At 66.0% G+C, this 20,331-nt stretch carries 12 protein-coding genes; 3 read left to right on the plus strand and 9 right to left on the minus strand.

Going from position 1 to position 20,331, the window contains the following annotated elements; genetic code table 11:
• Window positions 1-11 precede the first annotated feature (11 nt).
• Window positions 12-1,166: an acyl-CoA dehydrogenase family protein gene (locus QYH69_RS17065; protein WP_308833023.1), complete on the minus strand. Its 1,155-nt coding sequence runs from the start codon at window positions 1,164-1,166 to the stop codon at window positions 12-14.
• 153 nt (window positions 1,167-1,319) lie between these two features.
• Between QYH69_RS17065 and QYH69_RS17070 the strand changes: the two genes are divergently transcribed.
• Window positions 1,320-2,402, plus strand: coding sequence for an ionic transporter y4hA (locus QYH69_RS17070; RefSeq protein ID WP_308833024.1), 1,083 nt, complete (start codon window positions 1,320-1,322; stop codon window positions 2,400-2,402).
• Between the two features lie 94 nt (window positions 2,403-2,496).
• Here QYH69_RS17070 and QYH69_RS17075 read toward each other — a convergent pair whose 3' ends face one another.
• The 7 genes from QYH69_RS17075 to bcsD form a co-directional block, all read right to left on the minus strand.
• Window positions 2,497-7,356, minus strand: coding sequence for a cellulose synthase subunit BcsC-related outer membrane protein (locus QYH69_RS17075; protein WP_308833025.1), 4,860 nt, complete (start codon window positions 7,354-7,356; stop codon window positions 2,497-2,499).
• Window positions 7,329-8,561 carry a cellulose synthase complex periplasmic endoglucanase BcsZ gene (gene bcsZ / locus QYH69_RS17080; RefSeq protein WP_308833047.1) on the minus strand — a complete coding sequence of 411 codons (1,233 nt, stop codon included), beginning with the start codon at window positions 8,559-8,561 and terminating at the stop codon, window positions 7,329-7,331. Before bcsZ ends, QYH69_RS17075 begins: the two co-directional genes overlap by 28 nt.
• 76 nt (window positions 8,562-8,637) lie before the next feature.
• The gene (bcsB, locus tag QYH69_RS17085) at window positions 8,638-11,187 is read right to left on the minus strand and encodes a cellulose biosynthesis cyclic di-GMP-binding regulatory protein BcsB (protein ID WP_374992436.1); all 2,550 of its coding nucleotides are present in this window, start codon (window positions 11,185-11,187) and stop codon (window positions 8,638-8,640) included.
• A gap of 94 nt (window positions 11,188-11,281) precedes the next feature.
• Window positions 11,282-13,522 (minus strand): UDP-forming cellulose synthase catalytic subunit, encoded by a 2,241-nt coding sequence (bcsA, locus tag QYH69_RS17090; RefSeq protein ID WP_308833027.1) that lies wholly within the window; start codon window positions 13,520-13,522, stop codon window positions 11,282-11,284.
• Window positions 13,519-14,307: a cellulose biosynthesis protein BcsQ gene (gene bcsQ, locus QYH69_RS17095; protein ID WP_308833028.1), complete on the minus strand. Its 789-nt coding sequence runs from the start codon at window positions 14,305-14,307 to the stop codon at window positions 13,519-13,521. The genes bcsA and bcsQ overlap by 4 nt, the downstream gene beginning before the upstream one ends.
• Window positions 14,304-15,236: a cellulose biosynthesis protein BcsP gene (gene bcsP / locus QYH69_RS17100; RefSeq protein ID WP_308833029.1), complete on the minus strand. Its 933-nt coding sequence runs from the start codon at window positions 15,234-15,236 to the stop codon at window positions 14,304-14,306. The genes bcsQ and bcsP overlap by 4 nt, the downstream gene beginning before the upstream one ends.
• Window positions 15,237-15,435: 199 nt before the next feature.
• Window positions 15,436-15,900 (minus strand): cellulose biosynthesis protein BcsD, encoded by a 465-nt coding sequence (gene bcsD, locus QYH69_RS17105; protein WP_308833030.1) that lies wholly within the window; start codon window positions 15,898-15,900, stop codon window positions 15,436-15,438.
• Window positions 15,901-16,317: 417 nt separating this feature from the next.
• Between bcsD and QYH69_RS17110 the strand changes: the two genes are divergently transcribed.
• Entirely contained in the window at window positions 16,318-16,713 is a 396-nt protein-coding gene (locus tag QYH69_RS17110) for a hypothetical protein (protein WP_308833031.1), read from the plus strand.
• Window positions 16,714-17,029: 316 nt separating this feature from the next.
• On the opposite strand, the gene prpR is transcribed toward QYH69_RS17110, so the two are convergent.
• On the minus strand, window positions 17,030-19,024 hold the full coding sequence (gene prpR / locus QYH69_RS17115; protein WP_308833032.1) for a propionate catabolism operon regulatory protein PrpR: 1,995 nt from the start codon (window positions 19,022-19,024) through the stop codon (window positions 17,030-17,032).
• A 215-nt stretch (window positions 19,025-19,239) separates the two neighbouring features.
• On the opposite strand from prpR, the gene prpB reads away from it, so the two are divergent.
• Window positions 19,240-20,163, plus strand: a complete 924-nt coding sequence (prpB, locus tag QYH69_RS17120) for a methylisocitrate lyase (protein WP_308833033.1) — start codon at window positions 19,240-19,242, stop codon at window positions 20,161-20,163.
• Window positions 20,164-20,331: the final 168 nt, after the last annotated feature.

A 20,331-nucleotide genomic window follows, 5' to 3' on the forward strand; every position in this document is an offset into this window, starting at 1 on the left:
CCGCTTCTCCCTCAGTTTTCAAACTCCCGTCGCAACTCGCGCGCAATGACGATCTGCTGGATCTGCGTCGTGCCTTCGTAGATGCGAAACAGCCGTACATCGCGGTAAAAACGCTCGATGCCGTACTCGGCCATATAGCCCGCGCCGCCGAAAATCTGCACCGCGCGGTCCGCCACCCGCCCGCACATTTCCGTCGCGAACATCTTCGCGCACGACGCATCGATCGTGATGCGTTCGCCGCTGTCGCGCCGCCGCGCCGCGTCGACGATCATGCAGCGCGCGGCATAGATTTCCGCGCGGCTGTCGGCGAGCATCGCCTGGATCAGTTCGAATTCGATAATCGGCTTGCCGAACTGCTTGCGTTCTATCGCATAACGCAGTGCGTCGTCGAGCATGCGCTGGGCGGCGCCGGTGGCGATCGCGGCGATATGCAGGCGCCCTTTGTCGAGCACTTTCATCGCGGTCCTGAAGCCGAAACCTTCGCGTTCGCCGATCAGATTCGCGGCACTCACCCGGCAATTGTCGAAGATCACGTCGCACGTGTGCGCGCCCTGATGGCCCATTTTCCGGTCGATCTTGCCCAGCGACAGGCCAGGCGTGCCCGCTTCGACCAGAAATGCCGAGATCGCACCGGCGCCCTTGCCGGTTGCATCGGTGCGCGCCATCACGGTAAAGAGGCCCGCTTCGGGCGCATTCGTGATGAAGCGCTTGGTGCCGTTGAGCACGTAGTGGTCGCCGTCGCGCACTGCGCTCGTGCGCAACGATGCCGCGTCCGAACCGGCCTCCGGCTCGGTCAGACAGAACGAGCCGATCAGTTCGCCGCTCGCGAGGCGCGGCAAATACTTCTGCTTCTGTGCCGGCGTGCCGTCGAGCACGATGCCGGTCGAGCCAATGCCGTTGTTGCTGCCGATCGCCGAACGAAACGCCGGCGACGTTTTGCCGAGTTCGAACGCAACGAGCACTTCTTCCTCCATCGTGAGACCCAAGCCGCCGTATTCTTCGGGAAGGCACAGGCCGAACAGCCCGAGATCCTTCATCTCCGTCAGCAGTGCGGCCGGAATCCGGTCGGTCTGCGCAACGATTTCCTCGTTCGGCACAAGCCGTTCACGGACAAAGCGTGTAATGCTGTCGAGCAGCAGGTTCAGGGTTTCCCGATCTCTGACCATCGCGATGCACCTCCCGAAACACCGTTCTCACATCAAACAATATTATATATTTCAATGAATTAGAATACATTCTTAATCTGAGACATGAATTGTGGGTGAGCGCTCTGGCGCGCGGATCGCGCGGCTTACGCTATAACAAAAAGGACTCAACGAATGGCCACTTCTTCGTCCGTGCTGCCTCGCTGGACCATCGTCACGCCGATCGGCGCATGGATCGTGTTCGGCGCCGCGTTGGCGCTTCCCGGGCAAGGGGCGCTGCTCGCGCTGGTCGGGATTGCGCTCGCCGGCTCCGTATTCGCGGGCGTTCACCATGCGGAGGTCGTCGCGCATCGGGTGGGCGAGCCGTTCGGCACGCTCGTGCTGGCGGTCGCCGTCACGGTGATCGAAGTCGCGCTGATCGTGTCGGTCATGTTATCGGCCGGGCCTGAAAAAGCGGGGCTTGCGCGGGACACGGTGTTCGCCGCCGTGATGATCGTCTGCAACGGCATTGTCGGCATCTGCCTGCTGGTCGGCGGGCTGCACCATCGCGAGCAGGGCTTCCAGATTCGCGGGGCGAGCGCGGCGCTCGCGGTGCTCGCGTCGTTGTCCGTGCTCACGCTCGTGATGCCGAATTTCACGCGCACGAGCCCGGGCCCCGTGCTGTCTTCGTCGCAACTGGCGTTCGCGGGCGTGTCGTCGCTCGTGCTGTACGGCGTGTTCGTGTTCGTGCAGACGGTGCGGCATCGCGATTATTTTCTCGCGGACGTGGCCGACGAAAACGTCCACGCGGCGCCGCCCAGCGGCGCCACCGCGCTGCTGAGCCTCGTGCTGCTGTTCGTGTCGCTGGTGGCCGTCGTGCTGCTCGCGAAGCTGCTGTCGCCGTCGATCGAACGCGCGGTCGCCGACGCGGGTGCGCCGCCTGCTGTCGTCGGTATCGTGATCGCGGCGCTCGTGCTGCTGCCCGAGGGTTATGCCGCGGTCCGCGCCGCGCGCGCGGACCGTCTGCAGACGAGCCTGAACCTCGCGCTCGGTTCGGCGCTGGCGAGCATCGGGCTCACGATTCCGACCGTGGCAGTCGTGATCCTGTGGACCGGGCAGCCGCTCGTGCTCGGCATCGACGGCAAGGACACGGTCATGCTGATTCTTACGCTGCTGGTCGGCACGCTGACCCTCAGCACCGGGCGCACGACGATTCTGCAAGGCGCCGTGCATCTTTCGCTATTCGCGGCGTATCTGTTTCTGTCGGTGGTGCCGTGAGCGCGTCAATCAATGAGCGCCTGAGCGAGCAGACGGGCAGACGCGCAGACCTGCTTTCCGTCGCCACTCGCGCGCGCCGCGTACGGCGTCCCGCTCAATAGTTCGTCGACAGATACGGCGACGTGAGCGGCGTCGGCGGGAACGTCGTCAAATAACTGCTCTGCTTCGTAAAGGCGTAGCGCACGTAGACCGCGCCGACGAACTCGCGGTACTCGTATGCGTTGCCGAACGACGCCGACGCGCCCACCGTCAGTTGCGGTGCAAGCTGATATTCGCCGACGGCATCGACCGAGTACGACACGCCTGTGTGGCTTTGCGCGGGATAGACCGCACCCGGATCGGGCGCGAGGTTCTGGCTGGCCGCCGACGCCTGCTGCTGCGCATTGGTCGGGTAATACGGCGAACTGTCCTGCCGGTAGTGCTGTACGCCGACCGAGCCGCCGAAGTCGTACGCAAAGCGGCCGTTCCTGCCGGTCCAGCGGATCGGTATATTCAGGATCACGTACTGCTGCGGGCTGAAGTAACCGCCCTGGCCGAGCGTGAAAAACGACAGGTTGTTCGCGTAGTGCATCACCGTGGTGTTGACGCCGGCCGTGAAGGTCTGATCTTCGTCCTTGTACAGACGCGTGTAGAACCCGCCGCCGCCCTTGCCCGCCGTGTTGCTCTTCACGTTGTGGCCTTCGAGGTACTGGAACTCGCCGTTCAGGTAGACGCCGCTCGTGCCGTCGTCCCATGCGAGATCGCCGCGCAGTCCATTCTGCGTCACGCCGCCCCACTCCTGGCCGGTCGCATCGTCCTTCGTACCCGCATAAGACAACAGACTGTCGGTGACCGCGCGCCGGCCCGCGGTCAGCTTGTACGACAGCTGATCGGTCAACGCGCCGCTGTACTGCAGCCCGCCGACGACGTTCTGCTCGCGAAAGCCGAACGGCGTCGCGCCGACGTCGGCTTTCAGCCCGCGAATCTCGTAGCCGAGCGACACGCCTACACCGGCCGCATGCTGGGACCCGGACGGCGTCGTATTGCGTATGAATGCGCCGGAGCCGAAGCGCGCGAGCGTGTTCGGCGATGCGTCCGACGTGCCGGCATCGAGCGACACCGGCGTCGCGGTAATGACGACGTGGCCGTCGCCCGCATGAATGCGGCCTTCGAGCGGCGCTTCGATGTCGTTCAGATTCGACAGGCCGTTTTCGCCGTTGCGGTTGCGAAATACGATGCCGCCGCCCGCCGTGCTCGTCTGTGCGCGGTCGATCTGCGCGAGTTCTTCTTCGACGGTCATCGTCTGCTGCGTTGCCAGCGACGGTGCTTGCGCGGCGGCTTGCGGCTGATACGGCGCGTACTGGCCTGGCGCATTCATGCGCGGCGCAGGCGCGGGCGGCTGCGGGACGTAGGGCACGAGACCGTAACCCTGGTTCGTATAGCCCTGTGGAACCGGCTGCGGCACATAAGGCTGCGCTTGATATGGCGGAGAGGCGTATTGCTGCTGAGCTGGTTGCGGGTATGGTTGCGGCGCGTAGGGCTGCTGCGGATAGCCTTGCTGTGGATAGCCTTGCTGTGGGTAGCCTTCCTGCGGGTAGCCTTGCTGCACATAGGCAGGCGGATACGCGTTCTGCACATCCGGGTTTCGCGCACTGCGGTTCGTCGTGTCGCCTACGTTCTTGCCGGACGTGCGCCGCCTGGCGGTGCTCGTGCCGCCCTGCTGCCGATCGTTGCCGGCCGCCGCGTCCGCTTGCGCCCGGGCGGCTTGCGCAGACATCGGCCATGGTGTGCTGACGTAGCCGTCGCCGGGCTGTCCATAGCCCGGCGCGGGTTGCGCGTACGGTTGCGGCTGCGCATACGCGGAAGCCGGCATAGGAGCAGGTTGCGCGTAACCGCTCGCTTGCTGAAAGCCCCCTTGAGCCGGATACGTCGGCGCCGCGTTCGACACGCCCGCCTCTCCCTGCGCGGGATAAGGCTGCCCGGGCGCGAGGCCGCCGCCCGATTGCGACGAACCGTATTGATCCGGACCATAGCCATCCATGTCCGGCGACGCGGCGGGCAGCGCGCTCGCCGTCGGCGCAATCGGATTCATCGGCGTCGCGGGCGCCGCTGCGACATGCGGCGCACTCTGAGCCGACTGGATCGGCGGTAGATAAGCAGGCATATCGGGCATCGGATACGGTTGAGACAAAGACAAAGCAGTGTTGACAGACGCACCGCGCGATCCGCCGACGGGCGCACCGGTCGGCGCAGCGGCCGCACCCGGCGACGCACGGCCCGATGCGCCGTTCGCTGCGCCGGACGGCTCAGCGAACGAAGCCGCAAGCGGCGACGTCGGCACATCGCCCGCTTCGCCCGTCACCTTGTTCGAAAACGGATTGATGCCAGGCGGCGGAATCGGCCCCGACGGCCGCAGCGGCGTATTCCACCCGCTTTGCGCGCCTTGCTCGCCCGGGGCCGCCGACGCGCCGCTCTGCGCAAGCAATGCGCGCCGCAGGTACTGCGCGGCGAGCGTGTCCTTGCCTTGCGCGCGATACATACGCCCCGCGGCAGCGAGCACGTCGAAATTGTTCGGCGCCGCGGCAAGCGCCTGCTTGATGGCCGACTCGGCAAAATCGAAGTCGCGCGCCGACGTCGCGGCCCCCGCCGCCGCGGTTAGCAAACCGACGTCGCCTGGCCGCTGCGCGAGCGCAAGCCGGTACGTCGCGAGCGCGTTCGAATTGTCCTTTGCCGCGGTGTAAAGCCGCGCGAGGGCCGCAAGAAGCTCGGGATCGTTCGGACGTGCGGCGAGCCACGGTCCAAGCACGTCATAGGCGCTCGCCAGATCGTTCGACTGCCGCAACGCGTCGGTACGCCGCACGACGATCGCAACGTCGATCCGCTCGAAGTCGCGCCGCTGCTGCGCCGTGAGCGGCATCGACGAAAGACGGCGCATCGCTTCGCCAAGTTCGGCGTCCTGGCCTGCGTTGAGCAGAATGCCGGCGTCCGTCAGCAGCAGGTTCGCATCGCCCGGCGCACGCGCGAGCGCGTTGCGCACGATCATCAGCGCGCGGCCCGGGTCGCCGGTGTTCGCGTAGCCGTTCGCGATCACGCCGATCAGTTCGGGGTCCTGTCCGGCGAACGGCTCGGCCGCCTGCAATAGCGCGTGCCCTTGCGCCGCGCGGCCGCTGCGCGCGAGCGCGATCGCTTCGTCGGCCTGCTGATGAACCCATAGCCGGTGCTGCAGCACCGTCATCGGCTGCGTGCGCTTGTCGGCCGGAATCCGGTCGAGCTGGCTCAATCCATAACGCCAGTCCTGCATGTCGGCCGCGAGCAGCGCGCTTGCATAGAGCGCGTCCGGCATGTCCGGATGCAGCGCGACGAGGCCGTCCATCATGCTCTTCGCGTTTGCATACGCGCCCTGCTTCGCGTAGATGCGTGCGAGGTCGAGGCGCAGCCACGGATCGTCAGGATTGCTCTGCAATGCGTCCTCGAACAGCGTGCGCGCGCTGCCAAGGTCGCCGCGCGCTTCCGCCGCGCGCGCCTGCGCGGCCTGGGCGGCGCCGCGCAGTTTGTCCGTGCCGCCAACCTTCTCGCGCTGTTCGTCGGTCAACTGATTCGCGAACGCGAGCGCTTCGTCGCCGCGTCCTTGCGCGGCGAGCGCGCCGACCAGTCCGCGAATCGCGTCGGGATTGTCCGCCTGGCGCCGTAGCGCCATGCGGAACGCCGCTTCGGCGCCGCGCGGGTCGCCCGTTTGCAGCAGCAGGTCGCCAAGCGCGGTCTGCGCGGTCACGTCGCCGGGGCTCACGGTGATCGCGCGCTCGAACGAGGCGCGCGCCTGCGTGAAGTTGCCGTTGCTCTGTTCGCCGAGGCCCTCGCTCGTGTACATCCAGTAGGTCGCGCTATTGAGCGCTTCGCGCCAGTGCGCGGCGCCGCCCGCCTGCGACGCGCGCTGCAGGTAGTCGTGCGCCTGCTTGAACTGCTCCTGCTTCAGATACGCGACACCCATGCCGCCCAACGCATCGGCATCGTTGGGCGATGTCGCGAGCACCGACGAAAAGCGTGCCTTCGCGACCACGAGATCGCCACGGTCGAGCGCGGCGAAGCCGTCGGCGATCGTGCGGGCGCGCGCGTCGACCGTGGCGTCCTGCTGCGCGCGCTCGCGCGCCCGGCGGTCCTGATCGGCGATCGAGTCCGCGCGCGCCTTGACCGGGACGTCGTCCGGCACGACGTTCAGATAAGCCTGGAAGAGCGGCGCGTCGGAGGCGCGCACGCCAAGCCATAGCAATGCCTGGCGCCAGCTCGCTTTCGCCTGCGCGCCGAAGGTCGGATCGTTCGCGAGTTGCGCGAGCCGCGCGATGCCGTCGCGCCGGTTCGCTTCACGGTAAGTCAATTGCTGCGCGTAGGCGAGCGCGAAGCGCGGGTCTTCCGGATGTTCGCGCGCCAGTTGCTCGAGGCCGCGCCGCGCCTCTTCCCAGCCCTGCGGCGTACCGCCGAGCGTCTGGTAGTACTCGAGCGCAAGCTGCGGATCGGACGGTTTCGCGCCGAGCGCCTGCCGGTACTGCTGCGCGGCCGACGCGGCCTGGCCGCTTTGCGCAAGACGCCTCGCATCGTTGACGGCCTGATCGGTCGGGCTCGCTTCGCCAAGACGCCGCGCGAGCTCGCCGAGCGCCGGGTAATCCGGCGCCGCCGCGCGCAGGCGCGCAAGGTACTGCTGTGCGCCGCTGCCATCCTTGCGGTCGGCGAGCACGATACCCATGCCGTATAGCGCGTCGGGCTGTTTCGGGTCGATACGCAGGACTTTCTGCCACGCCTGTTCGGCGAGATCGCCACGCTTGTGCGCCTGCCAGTACTTGCCCTGATCGATCAGCACCTTGAGCGGATCGTTTGCCGGCGTTTGCGTTCCGGTTTGTGCCAGCGCGGCCATCGGCGCCGCTGCGCCGGCCCCGAACACGAGCAGAACGCCGATTACGAGCGCGCGTGGGCGGGTGAGCATAAGGTCTCCCAACGCGGCTGCAGCCGGCCGGTTGCATCGAAGCGATAGCGGCCGTCGGCGGCGCCGGTGCCGAACAGCATCAGAACCTCGTCGTAGTAGACAGGCTGGTTGCCGCCACGCACGAACGCGTCGGACGACGTTGCGTCGCTCGGCGCGGTGCTGGCCGCCGACGCTCCGAGCGCGGCCAGATGCGCTTGCGCGAGATTCGCCGCGCGTGCGTCGTTGAACGCGCGCAGATAGGGCAGCAGCGCGCCCCAGAAGCCGAGCGGCGCTTCGCCTTGCGCGACGCCGCTCGTCGTCATCACGCGTTCCGGCGGCACGCCGGTTTTCGCGATCTGCTCGCGCATCCCGCCGAGCGCATCGAGCCACGCTTTCGCGAGCGGATCGGACGCGTCGGTCAGGCCCGCCCACAGGTACACGCGAATCGCGTCGTAACTGCCGATGTCGCCGTTTTTCGGATCGACAACAAAGCGGCCGTCGCGCCAGGCGGCCCAATCGGGTGCGAAGCCGCGCGGCGCCGTGGTTTTCACGAGCGTGTACGCATTGGCCGCAATGCTTGCCCATGGTCCCGACGGCGCTTGCGCTGCCAGTGCGCGCAGCAGCGGCAGCGGCAGGTAACTCGGATTGAGCCGCGTCGTGCCGCCCGTCTGAAAACCGTGCGGGCCCGGCAGCAGCATCGGCCCGAGGCCGGCGAGCGTGGCGACTTCCTGCTTCTCGATCTGCGTCACGAGCGCCCAGGCGAGCTTCGAGTACGAAGGCTCGTGCCACAGCCGCGCGGCTTCGAACAGATCATAAGCAATCCAGAGGTCCGAGTCGGACGCGGAGTTCGGATCGAGCACCCCATACGAACCGTCGGGCTTGCGGCCCCACTGCCAGGCCGGCAACTGCACGTCGGCGCTATCGAAGCGCCCTGCCGAAAGATTCGAACGCGTCCAGCCCAGCAGCCGGTCGAATGTCGTGCGATCGTTCGCGACCAGGGCGAAAAACATCGCGTACGACTGCCCTTCCGACGTGGTCTGCTGCACCGCCGTCGAATAGTCGACGACGCGGCCGTCCTGCTGCACGAAGCGCGCGAGGAACTGGCGGTAGGCGGTCCAGTCGCCGCAATTCGCGGGTTGAGCCGCACGCGCGTCGGCGGCCGGCGCGGTAAGCGCAAGCGTCAGCACGACTGCCAGCGCGCTCCCAGCATCCGCAGCACTCCACATGGCCCCACGCTTCACGCCAAACGCGGACCTCAGCGCCGAGCCGATCCGATGCGAACGATGAAGAAGTGTCCGCATATCAATCCTGCAGCCGGCGCGCCGCAATCGCGCGCAGCAGCCGGTAGAAGAACGCCGCGATAATGAGCGCCGCGATCAGGCCACCGGCGAGCAGCAGCAACGGGTGCACCGACAGCACCCAGTGCATGTACTGGATCGGCGACAGATGCCCGACGTAATAGACGTCTCCATTCGACACGACTTCGAGCGTGCGCCCGCGCACGACGGTCAGCGCCCCCTGGATCTGGCTCACGAGATCGGGATCGAGCATCGCCGTGATCAGGTCGTTATCGGACTGACCCGCGGCGCCGATCAGCGCTACCACGCTGCGCCCCTTGCGCAACGGCGACTGGAAACCGGTCAGCAGCGCGTCGCCCGACGCGCCGACGAGCGACAGGTCCGCGCGGCCCGCGGTCCGCACGCCGCCGCGGTCGCCGTACCACCACGTCGAGAGGCGGAACGAGGTGTTCGACATCTGCCAGCGGCGCGCGTCGTCGTTGGAGGAAAACGGCATCGACTTTTCCCACGTCGTCAGCAACGGCTGCTGGCCCGGCGCGCCGAGCACGAGCAGATCCATATCGGCATAACGCGCGATATCGCCAGGCGCGCCGACCGTTACGCCGGTCACCGGGTAGCCGGTCGATGCGCCCATGCGCCCCATCGCCATCAGATAGAGACTGTAGTCGCCGGGATTCGGCTGCGCCGGCAGGATCACCGCGGTCTGCGACAGATCGGCCATTCGCGTGAACGGGAAGCCGCTGTTCGCGAATGCGGCGAGGTCCGGCAACGCCATGTAGTGCGGGAACGACGAGAGGTCGATCGTCGAGTCTGGGTCGATTGCGCCGCGCACATTGTCGAGCACCTGGCCCCGGCATTCGCCGGTCTTCGGCATGTCGTAGTAGAAGTGGAAGCGCAGCTGCGCCTGCGATGCGAGCAGATGCGGCGGAATGTAGATTTCGCGCTGTGCGGGCCCCGTGTGATCGGGCCGCAGGCGGTTCAGATAGCGGCCGAGGTCGAGCGCCGAGGCCGACTGCGCGGGAATGCGCAGCGACCGCACGAACGTGTTGCCGACGCTGATATTGAGCGTCGAGCGGTCAGGCGCGGGCCGCGCGGTGAAGCGGTAACGCAGATCGATCGGCACGCCTTTCGAACGCCACGTGAACAGGTCGGGGGCGGCGCGCAGATTCACGCGAACCACGTCGGAGTTGTAACCGGACACCGATAACTCATTGGCCGGCGTCAGTTCGCCGAAGCGCACCGGGCGGTCGGTCGGCAGCCAGCGCGGCGCGTCGTAGGGCTCGCGGGCGCGCAGCGCGTCGACATGCGTGATGGTCTGGACGGAGCCCGCAAGCGGGGCGACGCCGAGCGTCAACGCATCGGCGGCGATCTTCAGCTCGCGCGTATCGCGGCCCAGCACGAGCAGCAGCTTGCCGCGCGCCGGCGCTTCGCGGTCCACCACGGCCAGCATCGGACCGTCGATTCGGGGCAGCTTCACGCCGGCCGGGTGTTCGTCGCTGGTTGCGAACACAACGGCATTGCCTGACAGCGGCGGATTATCGAGCTGGGCCGGAAACAGCGCGCCGCGATAGCGCGCGAACGCGCCGAACCACGATGCGACGATGCCGGCCGCTTCGAGCGTCTGCGCATCCGGCTTTTCGGCGAACACGAACGGCAGCTCGAGGCGGCGGATATCGCGGCGGTCGAAGAAAGGCAGCGGCAGCACGCCGAGATCGGGCTTCGTCGCGAGCGAGCCGAACGTCAGATCGAGCGTGCTCGCATTGCTGACCGTCGCCCACAACGCGCTGCTCGCCGGATCCTCGCAGCCCTGCGTGTAGTGGCCGATCAGCTGCACGTTCAGGTTATTGAACTCGGTGATGAGCCGCGGCTCGAGCGCAATGTCGCGCGCCACGAGCACGCCCGCCTGCTCGCGCGGCAGCGGCAGCGTGGCCGCGACTTCACCGTTCACGAGCACTTTCAGATGCGACAGGTTCGCGAGCAGCGACGGCGAATAGCTGTAGATCAGATGCAGCGTTGCGCCCGTCGCCACTTCGTCGGCGCGCACCGAGAACGGCACGCCGTTCTGGCTGTCGACGCCGCGCAGCTGCAGCGGATCGAGCGCACCGAGCTGCTCGAATGTGAACACCTGACGCCGGCCGCCCGAAATGAGCGTGCCCGCATCGGCCGTGGTCGGCATCGTGTTGCGGCCCGCATGCACGGCGGCGAAGGCCGGCGCGACAGGGTCGGCGAGCGCGGGCTGCGCAGCGGCGCGCGCATCGAGCAGGCGTGCCGGTCCGGGCGCGGCGCCCATGGACATTCCGGGGTCGGCCGGGGCGAGCGGCGCGCCGCCTTGCGCAGTGGCCGGCCGCTGCGGCAATGGCGCCGCCTGTTCCGCGTCGGTCGCCGCAGGTCCCGCCGCTTTTGCCGCGGGTATTGCCGCGGGTATCGCACTCCCCAGACCGAGCACTGCCACGCCGGCTAGCAGCAGGCTCAATGCACCGCGCAGGCGATGCATACGGCCCGTCGTTGGCCGGCTCCTACATGTCGTCGAACCGCCTGCGCGACGGCACACCATGGGTCGAAGCGCAGCGCCATCGCGCAAGTCACGCGGGTCCGATTCAAACGAGTCACTGCGCGCGTCGTCGTCACGTCGCATGTTCCCCATGAGTTTATTTTCCGTCTTTGGAATCGTTGGTGTTGTTGGCGGCCGCCTTGCGCTTGCGTCCGAATGCGCGCAGATCGGCATAAAGATGTTCGAAGAGTCCCGAGATGCCGCTCAAGCCGACGCTCATTACGTGGCCGAGGCTGCGCAGCGGCGTATCGGCTTCGCGTCCTTCGGCCCAGCCGGTCCACGCGTCGGCGCGCGCGAATGTGCTTTGCACGAAGTCGAGCTCCTGTTCACGCGTCATCGGCGCGAAACGCAAGCCGACGCGGCCGGGCACGGAATACGTGACGTCGGCCGGAAACACGAATTCGTCGTTGCCGCGAAACAGCGACACCACGACACTCTCGTGCAGCGGCACATGCGTCGCGCCGGGCAGCTTCAGCGCAACCCCGCCCTCCCCATAGTCGACGGTCTCGCATGCGAGCGTGCGGCCGGTCGTGAAGCGCAGCGACGCCGGAAAGCGCATCGCCACGCGGTGCGTGCTGCGCACCTGGCGCTGCTCGCGCGCGGCAGCGACGCTCGCGCCGAGAATCAGCATGTTGTAGCCGGTCCACGCGAGGTTGAGGAGCGTCGTTTGCACTTCGCTCGGCGAATGCCGGTTCAAGCCGATATGCACGCCGCCCGCGATGAAGCCGAGCAGATTCAGCAGCAGCAGAATCAGGTACGGCCGCGAAATGCTCCAGTCGAAGTACTGCTCTTCGATGCGCCCGCCCTTCGCCGTGACGTTGAATTTGCCGAGCTTCGGGTTGATCAGCGCGAGCAGCGTCGGCGCCGTGATATACGACGCCAGCACCGATTCATACACCTCGGACCAGAACGAATGGCGGAATTGCCGCTGCATCCGCGAGTTCGTGATGTTTGCGTGGAACATGTGCGGCAGCGCGAAAATCGCGATCGTGCCGGCCGCGGCCTGGATGATGTGCGCATTGAAGAACAGATACGACAGCGGCGCCGTCAGAAACACGAGACGCGGAATGCCGTAGAAGAAATGCAGCATCGCGTTCAGATAGCAAAGCCGCTGCCCGAGCGACAGTCCGCGGCCGAAGAGCGGATTGTCGATGCGGAAAATCTGCGTCATGCCGCGCGCCCAGCGGATGCGCTGGCCGATGTGCCCACCGAGGCTCTCGGTCGCGAGCCCCGCCGCTTGCGGAATCGCGAGATACGCGGTCGTGTAGCCGCGACGGTGCAGCTTCAACGCCGTGTGCGCGTCTTCGGTCACCGTCTCCACGGCAATGCCGCCGACCTCTTCGACCATCGAGCGGCGCAGCAGCGCGCACGAGCCGCAGAAAAACGTGGCGTTCCACAGGTCGTTGCCGTCCTGCACGAGCCCGTAGAATAGTTCGCCTTCGTTCGGCACCTTGCGGAACGTGCCGAGGTTCTTTTCGAACGGATCGGCCGAAAAAAAATGGTGCGGCGTCTGCAGCATCGACAGCCGCTTGTCGCGCAGAAACCAGCCGAGACCGATCTGCAAGAACGAGCGCGTCGGAATGTGGTCGCAGTCGAAGATCGCGAAGTACTCGCCGTCGGTAATCTTCAACGCCTCGTTGATATTGCCGGCCTTCGCATGGCGGTTGTGCGTGCGGATCGTCCATGCCACGCCGACTTCTTCGCAGAACGCCTTGAAGTCGGCGCGGCGGCCGTCGTCGAGCACGTGGATCGACAGTTTGTCTTTCGGATAGTCGAGCGCGATCGCCGCATAGATGGTCGGTTTCACGACCGACAGCGGCTCGTTGTACGTCGGGATGAAGATATCGACGGTCGGCCACCGGCTGCGCTCGGCGGGCAGCGGCATCGGCTTGCGCTTCAATGGCCACGCGGTCTGAAAGTAGCCGAGCAGCAGCACGAGCGCCGCATACACTTCGGCCGCGACGAGCAGCAAACCCCAGATCGCATCGAGCGGATGTTCCCAGTGCGTCGTTTCGGTGAGGCGCCAGTACATATAGCGGCCCGTCGCGATCACCGAGAGCATGATCATCACGAGCGTCGCGAAATGTCCGTTGGCGCGGCGAAACAGCAGCGCGCAGACGAAGCAGCTGAGCGCGAACGTCAACTGCTCGCCGAACGCGAGCGGTACCGTGAACACGAAATACAGCACGACGACCGCGAAGATCACGAGCGCGATGCTGACCGGCTTGCTGCCGAGAATGCGCCCGTCGATAAGCCGCGACGCGAACCGGTCGAAGGGCGAGCGGCGCGGCGGTTCCATGTCCGCGGCGGCGAGAATGTCCTCGGGCGTGGCGCTCATGCGACGCTTCCCTGCAACGACGCCTGTCCGTTCAGCCGTTCGTCGAGCCAGTCGCCGCACATGCGCAGGTCGGCGGCCGCCTGGCTCAACGGGTCGTAGTGAATCACCGTCGTGTCGTACGCAAGCGATTCGCTCACGCCCTGATCGAGATGCACGACGCCTGGAAACAGGTGCGGCTCGAGCGAGGCGCGCAGCACCTTGAGCACGTCCTTCGTCAGATTGCGTCCGATGTCGACCTGGTTGATCACGTAGCCATAACCGATAAAGTCCGCGCGCGGCACCGCGTAGGTCTGGATCAGCCGCTCCATCTGCGGTATGGCTGCGTACGACGCGGCATCCGCGATCACGACGTTGAGCACGAAACGGGCCGCGAGCAGCGCCGCACGCGTATAGACGGTCGCGCCCGGCGGCGTGTCGATCAGCACGATGTCGGCGGGCTCGAGGTCAAGCGACCCGAGCGCGGCGCGCACGAGATGCGGGTCGCTGTCGAGCCGCGCTTCGAATGCGCGGCGATCGTCTTCGTTGAGCGCGCCATGCGGCAGCACCGTCACGCCATCGATGCCGTCGAACATCACGCTGCGCCACGGGTCGCCGCTGACCGTCGCGCGCGAGACGCCATCGAAATGATCGACCGGTATGCCGAAGTGCAAACGCAATGCGTTTTGCGGATCGAAATCGACCGCGATCACGCGACGTCCATTCGAGCCGAGCACCGACGCGAGATTCGCGGCAAGCGTCGTCTTGCCCACGCCGCCTTTGGCGGACACGACCGCGATGACTTTCATGAACGTTGGCCGCCCGGCTTCTGGCGGTCGCGGCGCGGGGCCGCGGCCAGTCTCGCGAACATCGTCGCGAGATCGCGTGTGTCGCGTTGTGTCGCTGGCGCTGGCGCTTGCGCCGGCGGTGCCGAAAACAGGCCTGAGAGAATCGAGCGTGGTGCGGGCGATGCAGGGTGCGGTTGCGGTTGCGGTTGCGACTGAAATGGCGATTGCAATGGCGACTGCGCCGGCGTTTGCAACCTCGGCTCGGCTTCCTGGGCTCGTGCCGGCATGCGCACGTCCGTTGTATCGCTCGTTATCGGGGTGCGAGCAAACGTTTGCTTTCGATTTGCAAAGAAGCTTGCATCAGGCTCGCGCGATGTTTCTCGTGTCGCGTCGCTCGTCGCACGCAGATCGGGGGCCGGCGCAGCCGGCTCCGTGGATGCGCGCAACGTGCTCGGGTCCGCCGGCGCGACGGCCGCGGCCATGCCTGCGGCCGCCTGTGCATGTCGACCCGACGCGCTTTGCGCATCGCTTGACGTAGCCGCCGCGCGAGGCGGAGAACTGAATCGCGATGCAGCTTGCCGCGCGGCGTCGACCGGCGGCGGCATCATCGCGTGCCGGTGACTGCGCGCGAACAGCGGTAACCGTGGCGAGGCGGATGTGACCGGGTCACGCGTCACATCGTCGTCTTCTGCCGCCATGGCAGCCGCGGTTGCGTTCGCGGCCGGCGCCGCCGTTGCGGCTTTTACGTCCTGCGCCGGCGCCGCCGACTTTGTCGACGCCGGGCGTCCTGCTCCAGGGACCCGCTCCGGTTGTGCGATATCGAGCGCGGACAGCAAAGGCCAGCGCGCAGCCGCATGCTTCGCATCGTCGTCGCGCGCGACTTCCTGATAGCGGTCGGGATTACCGCCGAATCGCTGGAAGAGATTATCGATGTCATCCGAAACGCTCATGTCTGCTACCCCCGGGACCAGATGGGCCCGCTCCTTTCGTTCTTGCTTGTTGCCTGCTTGTTGCCTGCTTGTCGCCTGCTTGTCGCCTGCTTGTCGCCGTGCCTGCGCGGCGCCTTTGCAACGAATTGCCATCGATGATCGTTGATGTTCCACGCGACATCGATGCACGTGTCGCTCTCGCTTCACTCGCGCCGGTTCCTCATGCGGTCTTCGATAGCCTGAATTCGAATGCGCGATGCTGGCTGGCCTCAACCTGACGCAAGGCCAGCCCAGCCGCGCCCAGTTCACTGAGCCATCGCTGATAGGCGCCCTCGAGAAACGCCGGCGTCCAGGTCGCGGCCGTGTTGCCGAACGCCGCAAGCGGCGCGCAGAAATGTTCGATCGCGAGGTATTCGTCCTGCTCGACGAGATTCACGAAACCCCAATCGAGCGAAGACCAGGTGGTGTTGAAAAATGCGGCGAGTTCGTCGAGCGTGGCGCATGCGCCGGCCGGATGTGCATCGGCAAATCTGACACCGATGCGTGCCATCAGCTCGCGCAAGTGTGCGGTATCAAGCTGGGTTTCGAATTCCTGAGCCAGCGCGGTCAGAAAACCACGCCACTGCCTTGAAGCCTGATGACTTGCGTGATAGTCGAGCAAAGTGGCCGTGTGTTCGTCTCGCATGTCCGGAAATTTCTTCACGTTTCATTGACTGCACCGGTACCGGCGGACGCCGGATTGACGCGGCATTGCACGGAATTCAGGTGCCGCGCAACGGCGTCGCCAGCATAGCATCGTTCGATGCTCATAAAAAAGCAAACATCGATGCGGACCGCATCCGGCTTGTGTATCGTTGGGAATGAGCGACGTTTTGCGATTCGCGCGAAAGCGGTTCTTGACGCGAGTGGCGCCTGAGCGGATCGCCCGAGCGGATCGCCTGAGCAAAACCACTCGCATTCATGTCTCCGGCGGTGGACTCGCCTTCGCGAAGTACCGCGAGTTATCTTTTCACGCTGACTTTGAAGACCAGGTTTGCACGTAACGAAAGGCGCACGGCGACCGGCCACTAACGCCGAACCATCGAACTACCGGAACCGCACCATGAACGATCAACAAGCCAGGCAATTTCTCGCCGACGTGCGCAAGCCGCTGCTCGCGCTGCACAAGACGATCCTCGAGCACGAGCGCGCCGGGTATGAAAAGGAAGTCGGCGCCGTCACGCCGGCGGCGTTTTTGCAGGCGCTGATCAACCACCCCGGCTTCCGGTGGCTCGGCGCCTTGTCGACAGTCATTGCGAACGTCGACGAGATGCTCGACGCCGATGACGCGACGCCGGAAGAGCGCATCGGCGCGGCGCAAGGCGTGGTTGCGCTGTTCACACAGGAACAGCCTGGCAGTGCATTTCTGTCGCATTACCGGCAACTTTTACAGGCGAGTCCGGACGTGCTGCACGAGCACGGGCGCGTTGCGCAAGTGTTGCGCCAGATAGGCCTATAACTGGTCAAAAGACCGTTTTATGCGCGTCGCGTCCCGAACTCCCTCACCTTGGGGCAAAGCAGCATGCGTCGATCTGCGATGTCGTGAATCGCGCATCTCGATCGACCAGCGAGGCGACGCTTCACGAAAGGCTGCATGGCGCCGCAACAATTCACCCTTGTGAGCAGCACTGTTTTCCGATCGCACCGGCCCTCGCCCACCTCGAGGTTAGCTCCGGTCCCGCCTTGCATTACCTGGCAATGCTTTCTATCGCGGTTTCGCTTCGACCAAAGGTGAGACTTTGCGGGATGTCCTCGATGCTGTCGATGCGGCAACGCTAATTCGCCGCACTCAGCTTGCGCCATAGCGTCGTCTTGCTGATACCGAGCAGCTCGCATGCGCGGTCGCGATCGCCGCCGCATGCGTCGAGCGCCGCGCGAATTTCGTCCGCTTCCACGCGGCGGCTACGCTGGCGCAGCGTCAATGCGCGCGAAGCTTGCGTCGTACCGTCGAAGACCTCGGGCGCGATCGAGCGCAAATCGTCGACGGTCAGCGACAGTGCGCGACTGCGTTCGGCGCTCGCGCTACGCTTATCGCTTCCCGCGCTTTCATCGATTTCATCGCTTTCAACCAGTTCTACTGCGATGCGCTCGATCACGTTCTGCAACTCGCGCACATTGCCGGGCCACGCATGCCGCGCAAGCGGCTCGCGCACGGCAGCCAATGCGCGCGCCGCCTGCGCGGCGCTGCTGATATGCGCCGCGAGACGCGGCTCGCGCCGTGCCGCCTGATAGAGCAGCTCGGCGGCAAGCGGCGCGATGTCCGTTTGCCGCTCGCGCAACGGCGGCAATGCGACATTCAGGATGTTGAGCCGATAGAAAAGATCGGCGCGAAATTCCCCCGCGTCGACTGCGTCGGTCAGCGCGCGATGTGTTGCCGCGACGACGCGCACATCGATGCGCGTCGGTTCCGTCGAACCGAGGCGCACGACCTCGCGCTCCTGCAACACGCGCAACAGCCGGCTTTGCAGCGGCAACGGCATTTCGCCGATTTCGTCGAGAAACAGCGTGCCGCGATGCGCGGCTTCGATCAATCCGGCTTTGCCGCCGCGGCGCGCACCCGTGAACGCGCCCTCCTCGTAGCCGAACAGTTCGCTTTCGAGCAGTGCCTCCGGAAACGCGCCGCAGTTGATCGCCACGAACGGAAAATCGCGCCGTGCGCTCAACTGATGCAGGCTCTGCGCGATCATCTCCTTGCCCGTGCCGCTCTCGCCGCGAATCAGCACGGTCGCGTCGGACTTCGCGTAGCGGCGCACGAGCTTGCGCACGCGCTCGATCGCGGCGCATTCGCCGATCAGATCGTCGAGCCTGTAACGCGCGACGAATTGCTGCGCGCGCTGCCGCGAACGCAAGGTGCGATCGAGCCGTTCGACCGCCCGCGATTCCTGAAACGTCAGCACCATGCCAGTCGTCGCGCCGCGCTCGACGAGCGGCCCGCGATGCACGAGATAGCTGACGCCGCGCACGGTTTCGAGCGTTTCGCCTTCGGCATCGGGCGTGCTCCGGGCGAGCTCCGGTGCGAGATCGGCAAGCGGCACGCCGACCGCCGCGACGGGGTCGATGCCGAGCGCCGCCGCGAGACGCTGATTGATCGCTTCGACGCGCCCTTGCGCGTCGAGCGCCGCGACGCCGTCGCGCAGATGCTGCAGCACGTTATCGAGCCTTTGACGGCGCGCGATCTCGGTCCACGTTGCGTGCGCGACGTCGAGCGCCGTGTCGAACGCGGCGCGCACCGACGCGCGAGAGTACAGAAACACCGCCTCCATGCCGGCGCGTGCGGCCAGATCGGTGACGAGGCCGGGTCCGACGAGCGCCTCCACGCCGCGATCGCGCAGATCGAGCACACAGCTTTCCGCGTCCTGCGCGGACCGGTACGACGCAAACAGCAGATCGAGGCCGTAAGCCGCTGCAAAGCGGCGCACCTCGGGCGGCGTCTCGCCGTACGTAACAAGCGCGACCGACGCCGCGTCGCGCCGCGCGCGCGCGAGTGCGTGCATCACATCGAAGCCGGTCGGATTGACGAGCACCACCGGCACGTCGACGCGCGATTTCAGATATGTGCCGTTCGAACCGGCGGCGACGACCACGTCGGGCCGCTGCGAACCGGCGGCCGCTTCGATCGCGTGCACGGCGTCTTCATAGCCAAGCGATACCAGGTGCAAGTCGGCGCGACTGTCGTATTCGTCGGCGATGTCGCGAAACAGGTCGCGCAATTTACTGATGCCGACGGCCCAGATGCGCGGACGCTCGAGCGGATCGGAAGACCGGATCATTGGGGTGTGGGCGGTTGCCTGGTTGAACGGTCCGCTCGAGGCGGAAGAACTGCAATTATGCGCCCGAATTCAGTTATGAAAAATCGGATTTCACTATTGAAACTCGGCGCAGCTTTCCCATCCGCGCAAAATCGATCGAAATCAATGACTTGCGCACCGTCGTCCAATTGGCCCATTCTTTGCGCTACACCGACCCGTTACCGGAGCCCACTATCATGACGCCCACCACCGAGCCATCCACTAACACCGCCGCACACGCTCAGACAAGCGCCGGCGCGCGCTTCCGCGCCGCAGTCGCCGCCGAAAAGCCGCTGCAGGTCGTCGGCGCGATCAACGCGAATCACGCACTGCTCGCGCAGCACGCGGGCTTCAAGGCAATCTACGTGTCCGGCGGCGGCGTCGCGGCCGGCTCGCTCGGCCTGCCCGATCTCGGCATCTCGACACTCGACGACGTGCTGACCGACGTACGCCGCATCACCGACGTCTGCGATCTGCCGCTGCTCGTCGATGTCGACACCGGCTTCGGTCCTTCCGCGTTCAATATCGCGCGCACCGTGAAAGCGCTCACGAAAGCGGGCGCGGGCGCCATGCATATCGAAGACCAGGTCGGCGCCAAGCGTTGCGGCCACCGCCCCGGCAAGGCAATCGTCTCGCAGGACGAGATGGTCGATCGCATCAAGGCCGCCGTCGACGCGCGCACGGACCCCGGCTTCGTGATCATGGCGCGTACCGATGCGCTCGCCGTCGATGGCCTGCAGGCCGCGATCGATCGCGCGGCGGCCTGCGTCGAAGCGGGCGCCGACATGATCTTCCCCGAAGCGATGACCGAACTCGACATGTATCGCCAGTTCGTGAAGGCCGTGAAGGTGCCGGTGCTCGCGAACATCACCGAGTTCGGCGCGACGCCGCTGTTCACCGTCGACGAGTTGCGCGGCGCGGACGTCTCGCTCGTGCTGTATCCGCTGTCGGCGTTCCGCGCGATGAACAGGGCCGCGGAAAACGTCTATCGCACGATCCGTCGCGACGGCACGCAGCAGGCCGTCGTCGACACGATGCAAACGCGCGCCGAACTGTACGAAAGCATCGGCTACTACGCGTACGAGCAGAAGCTCGACGAACTGTTTTCGGGCAGCAGGTGAGCGAGTCAATATTCAGCCACCCTGAATAAACGATGAGGAAGCGAAGATGAGCGAAGCAGACACGTCCAGCACGTCCAGTCCATCGGGAGCGGGCGCATTCAAACCGAAGAAATCGGTCGCGCTGTCGGGCGTGACGGCCGGCAATACCGCACTGTGCACGGTCGGCCG

The organism is Paraburkholderia sp. SARCC-3016, from assembly GCF_031119615.1.
Classification (GTDB): Bacteria; Pseudomonadota; Gammaproteobacteria; order Burkholderiales; family Burkholderiaceae; genus Paraburkholderia.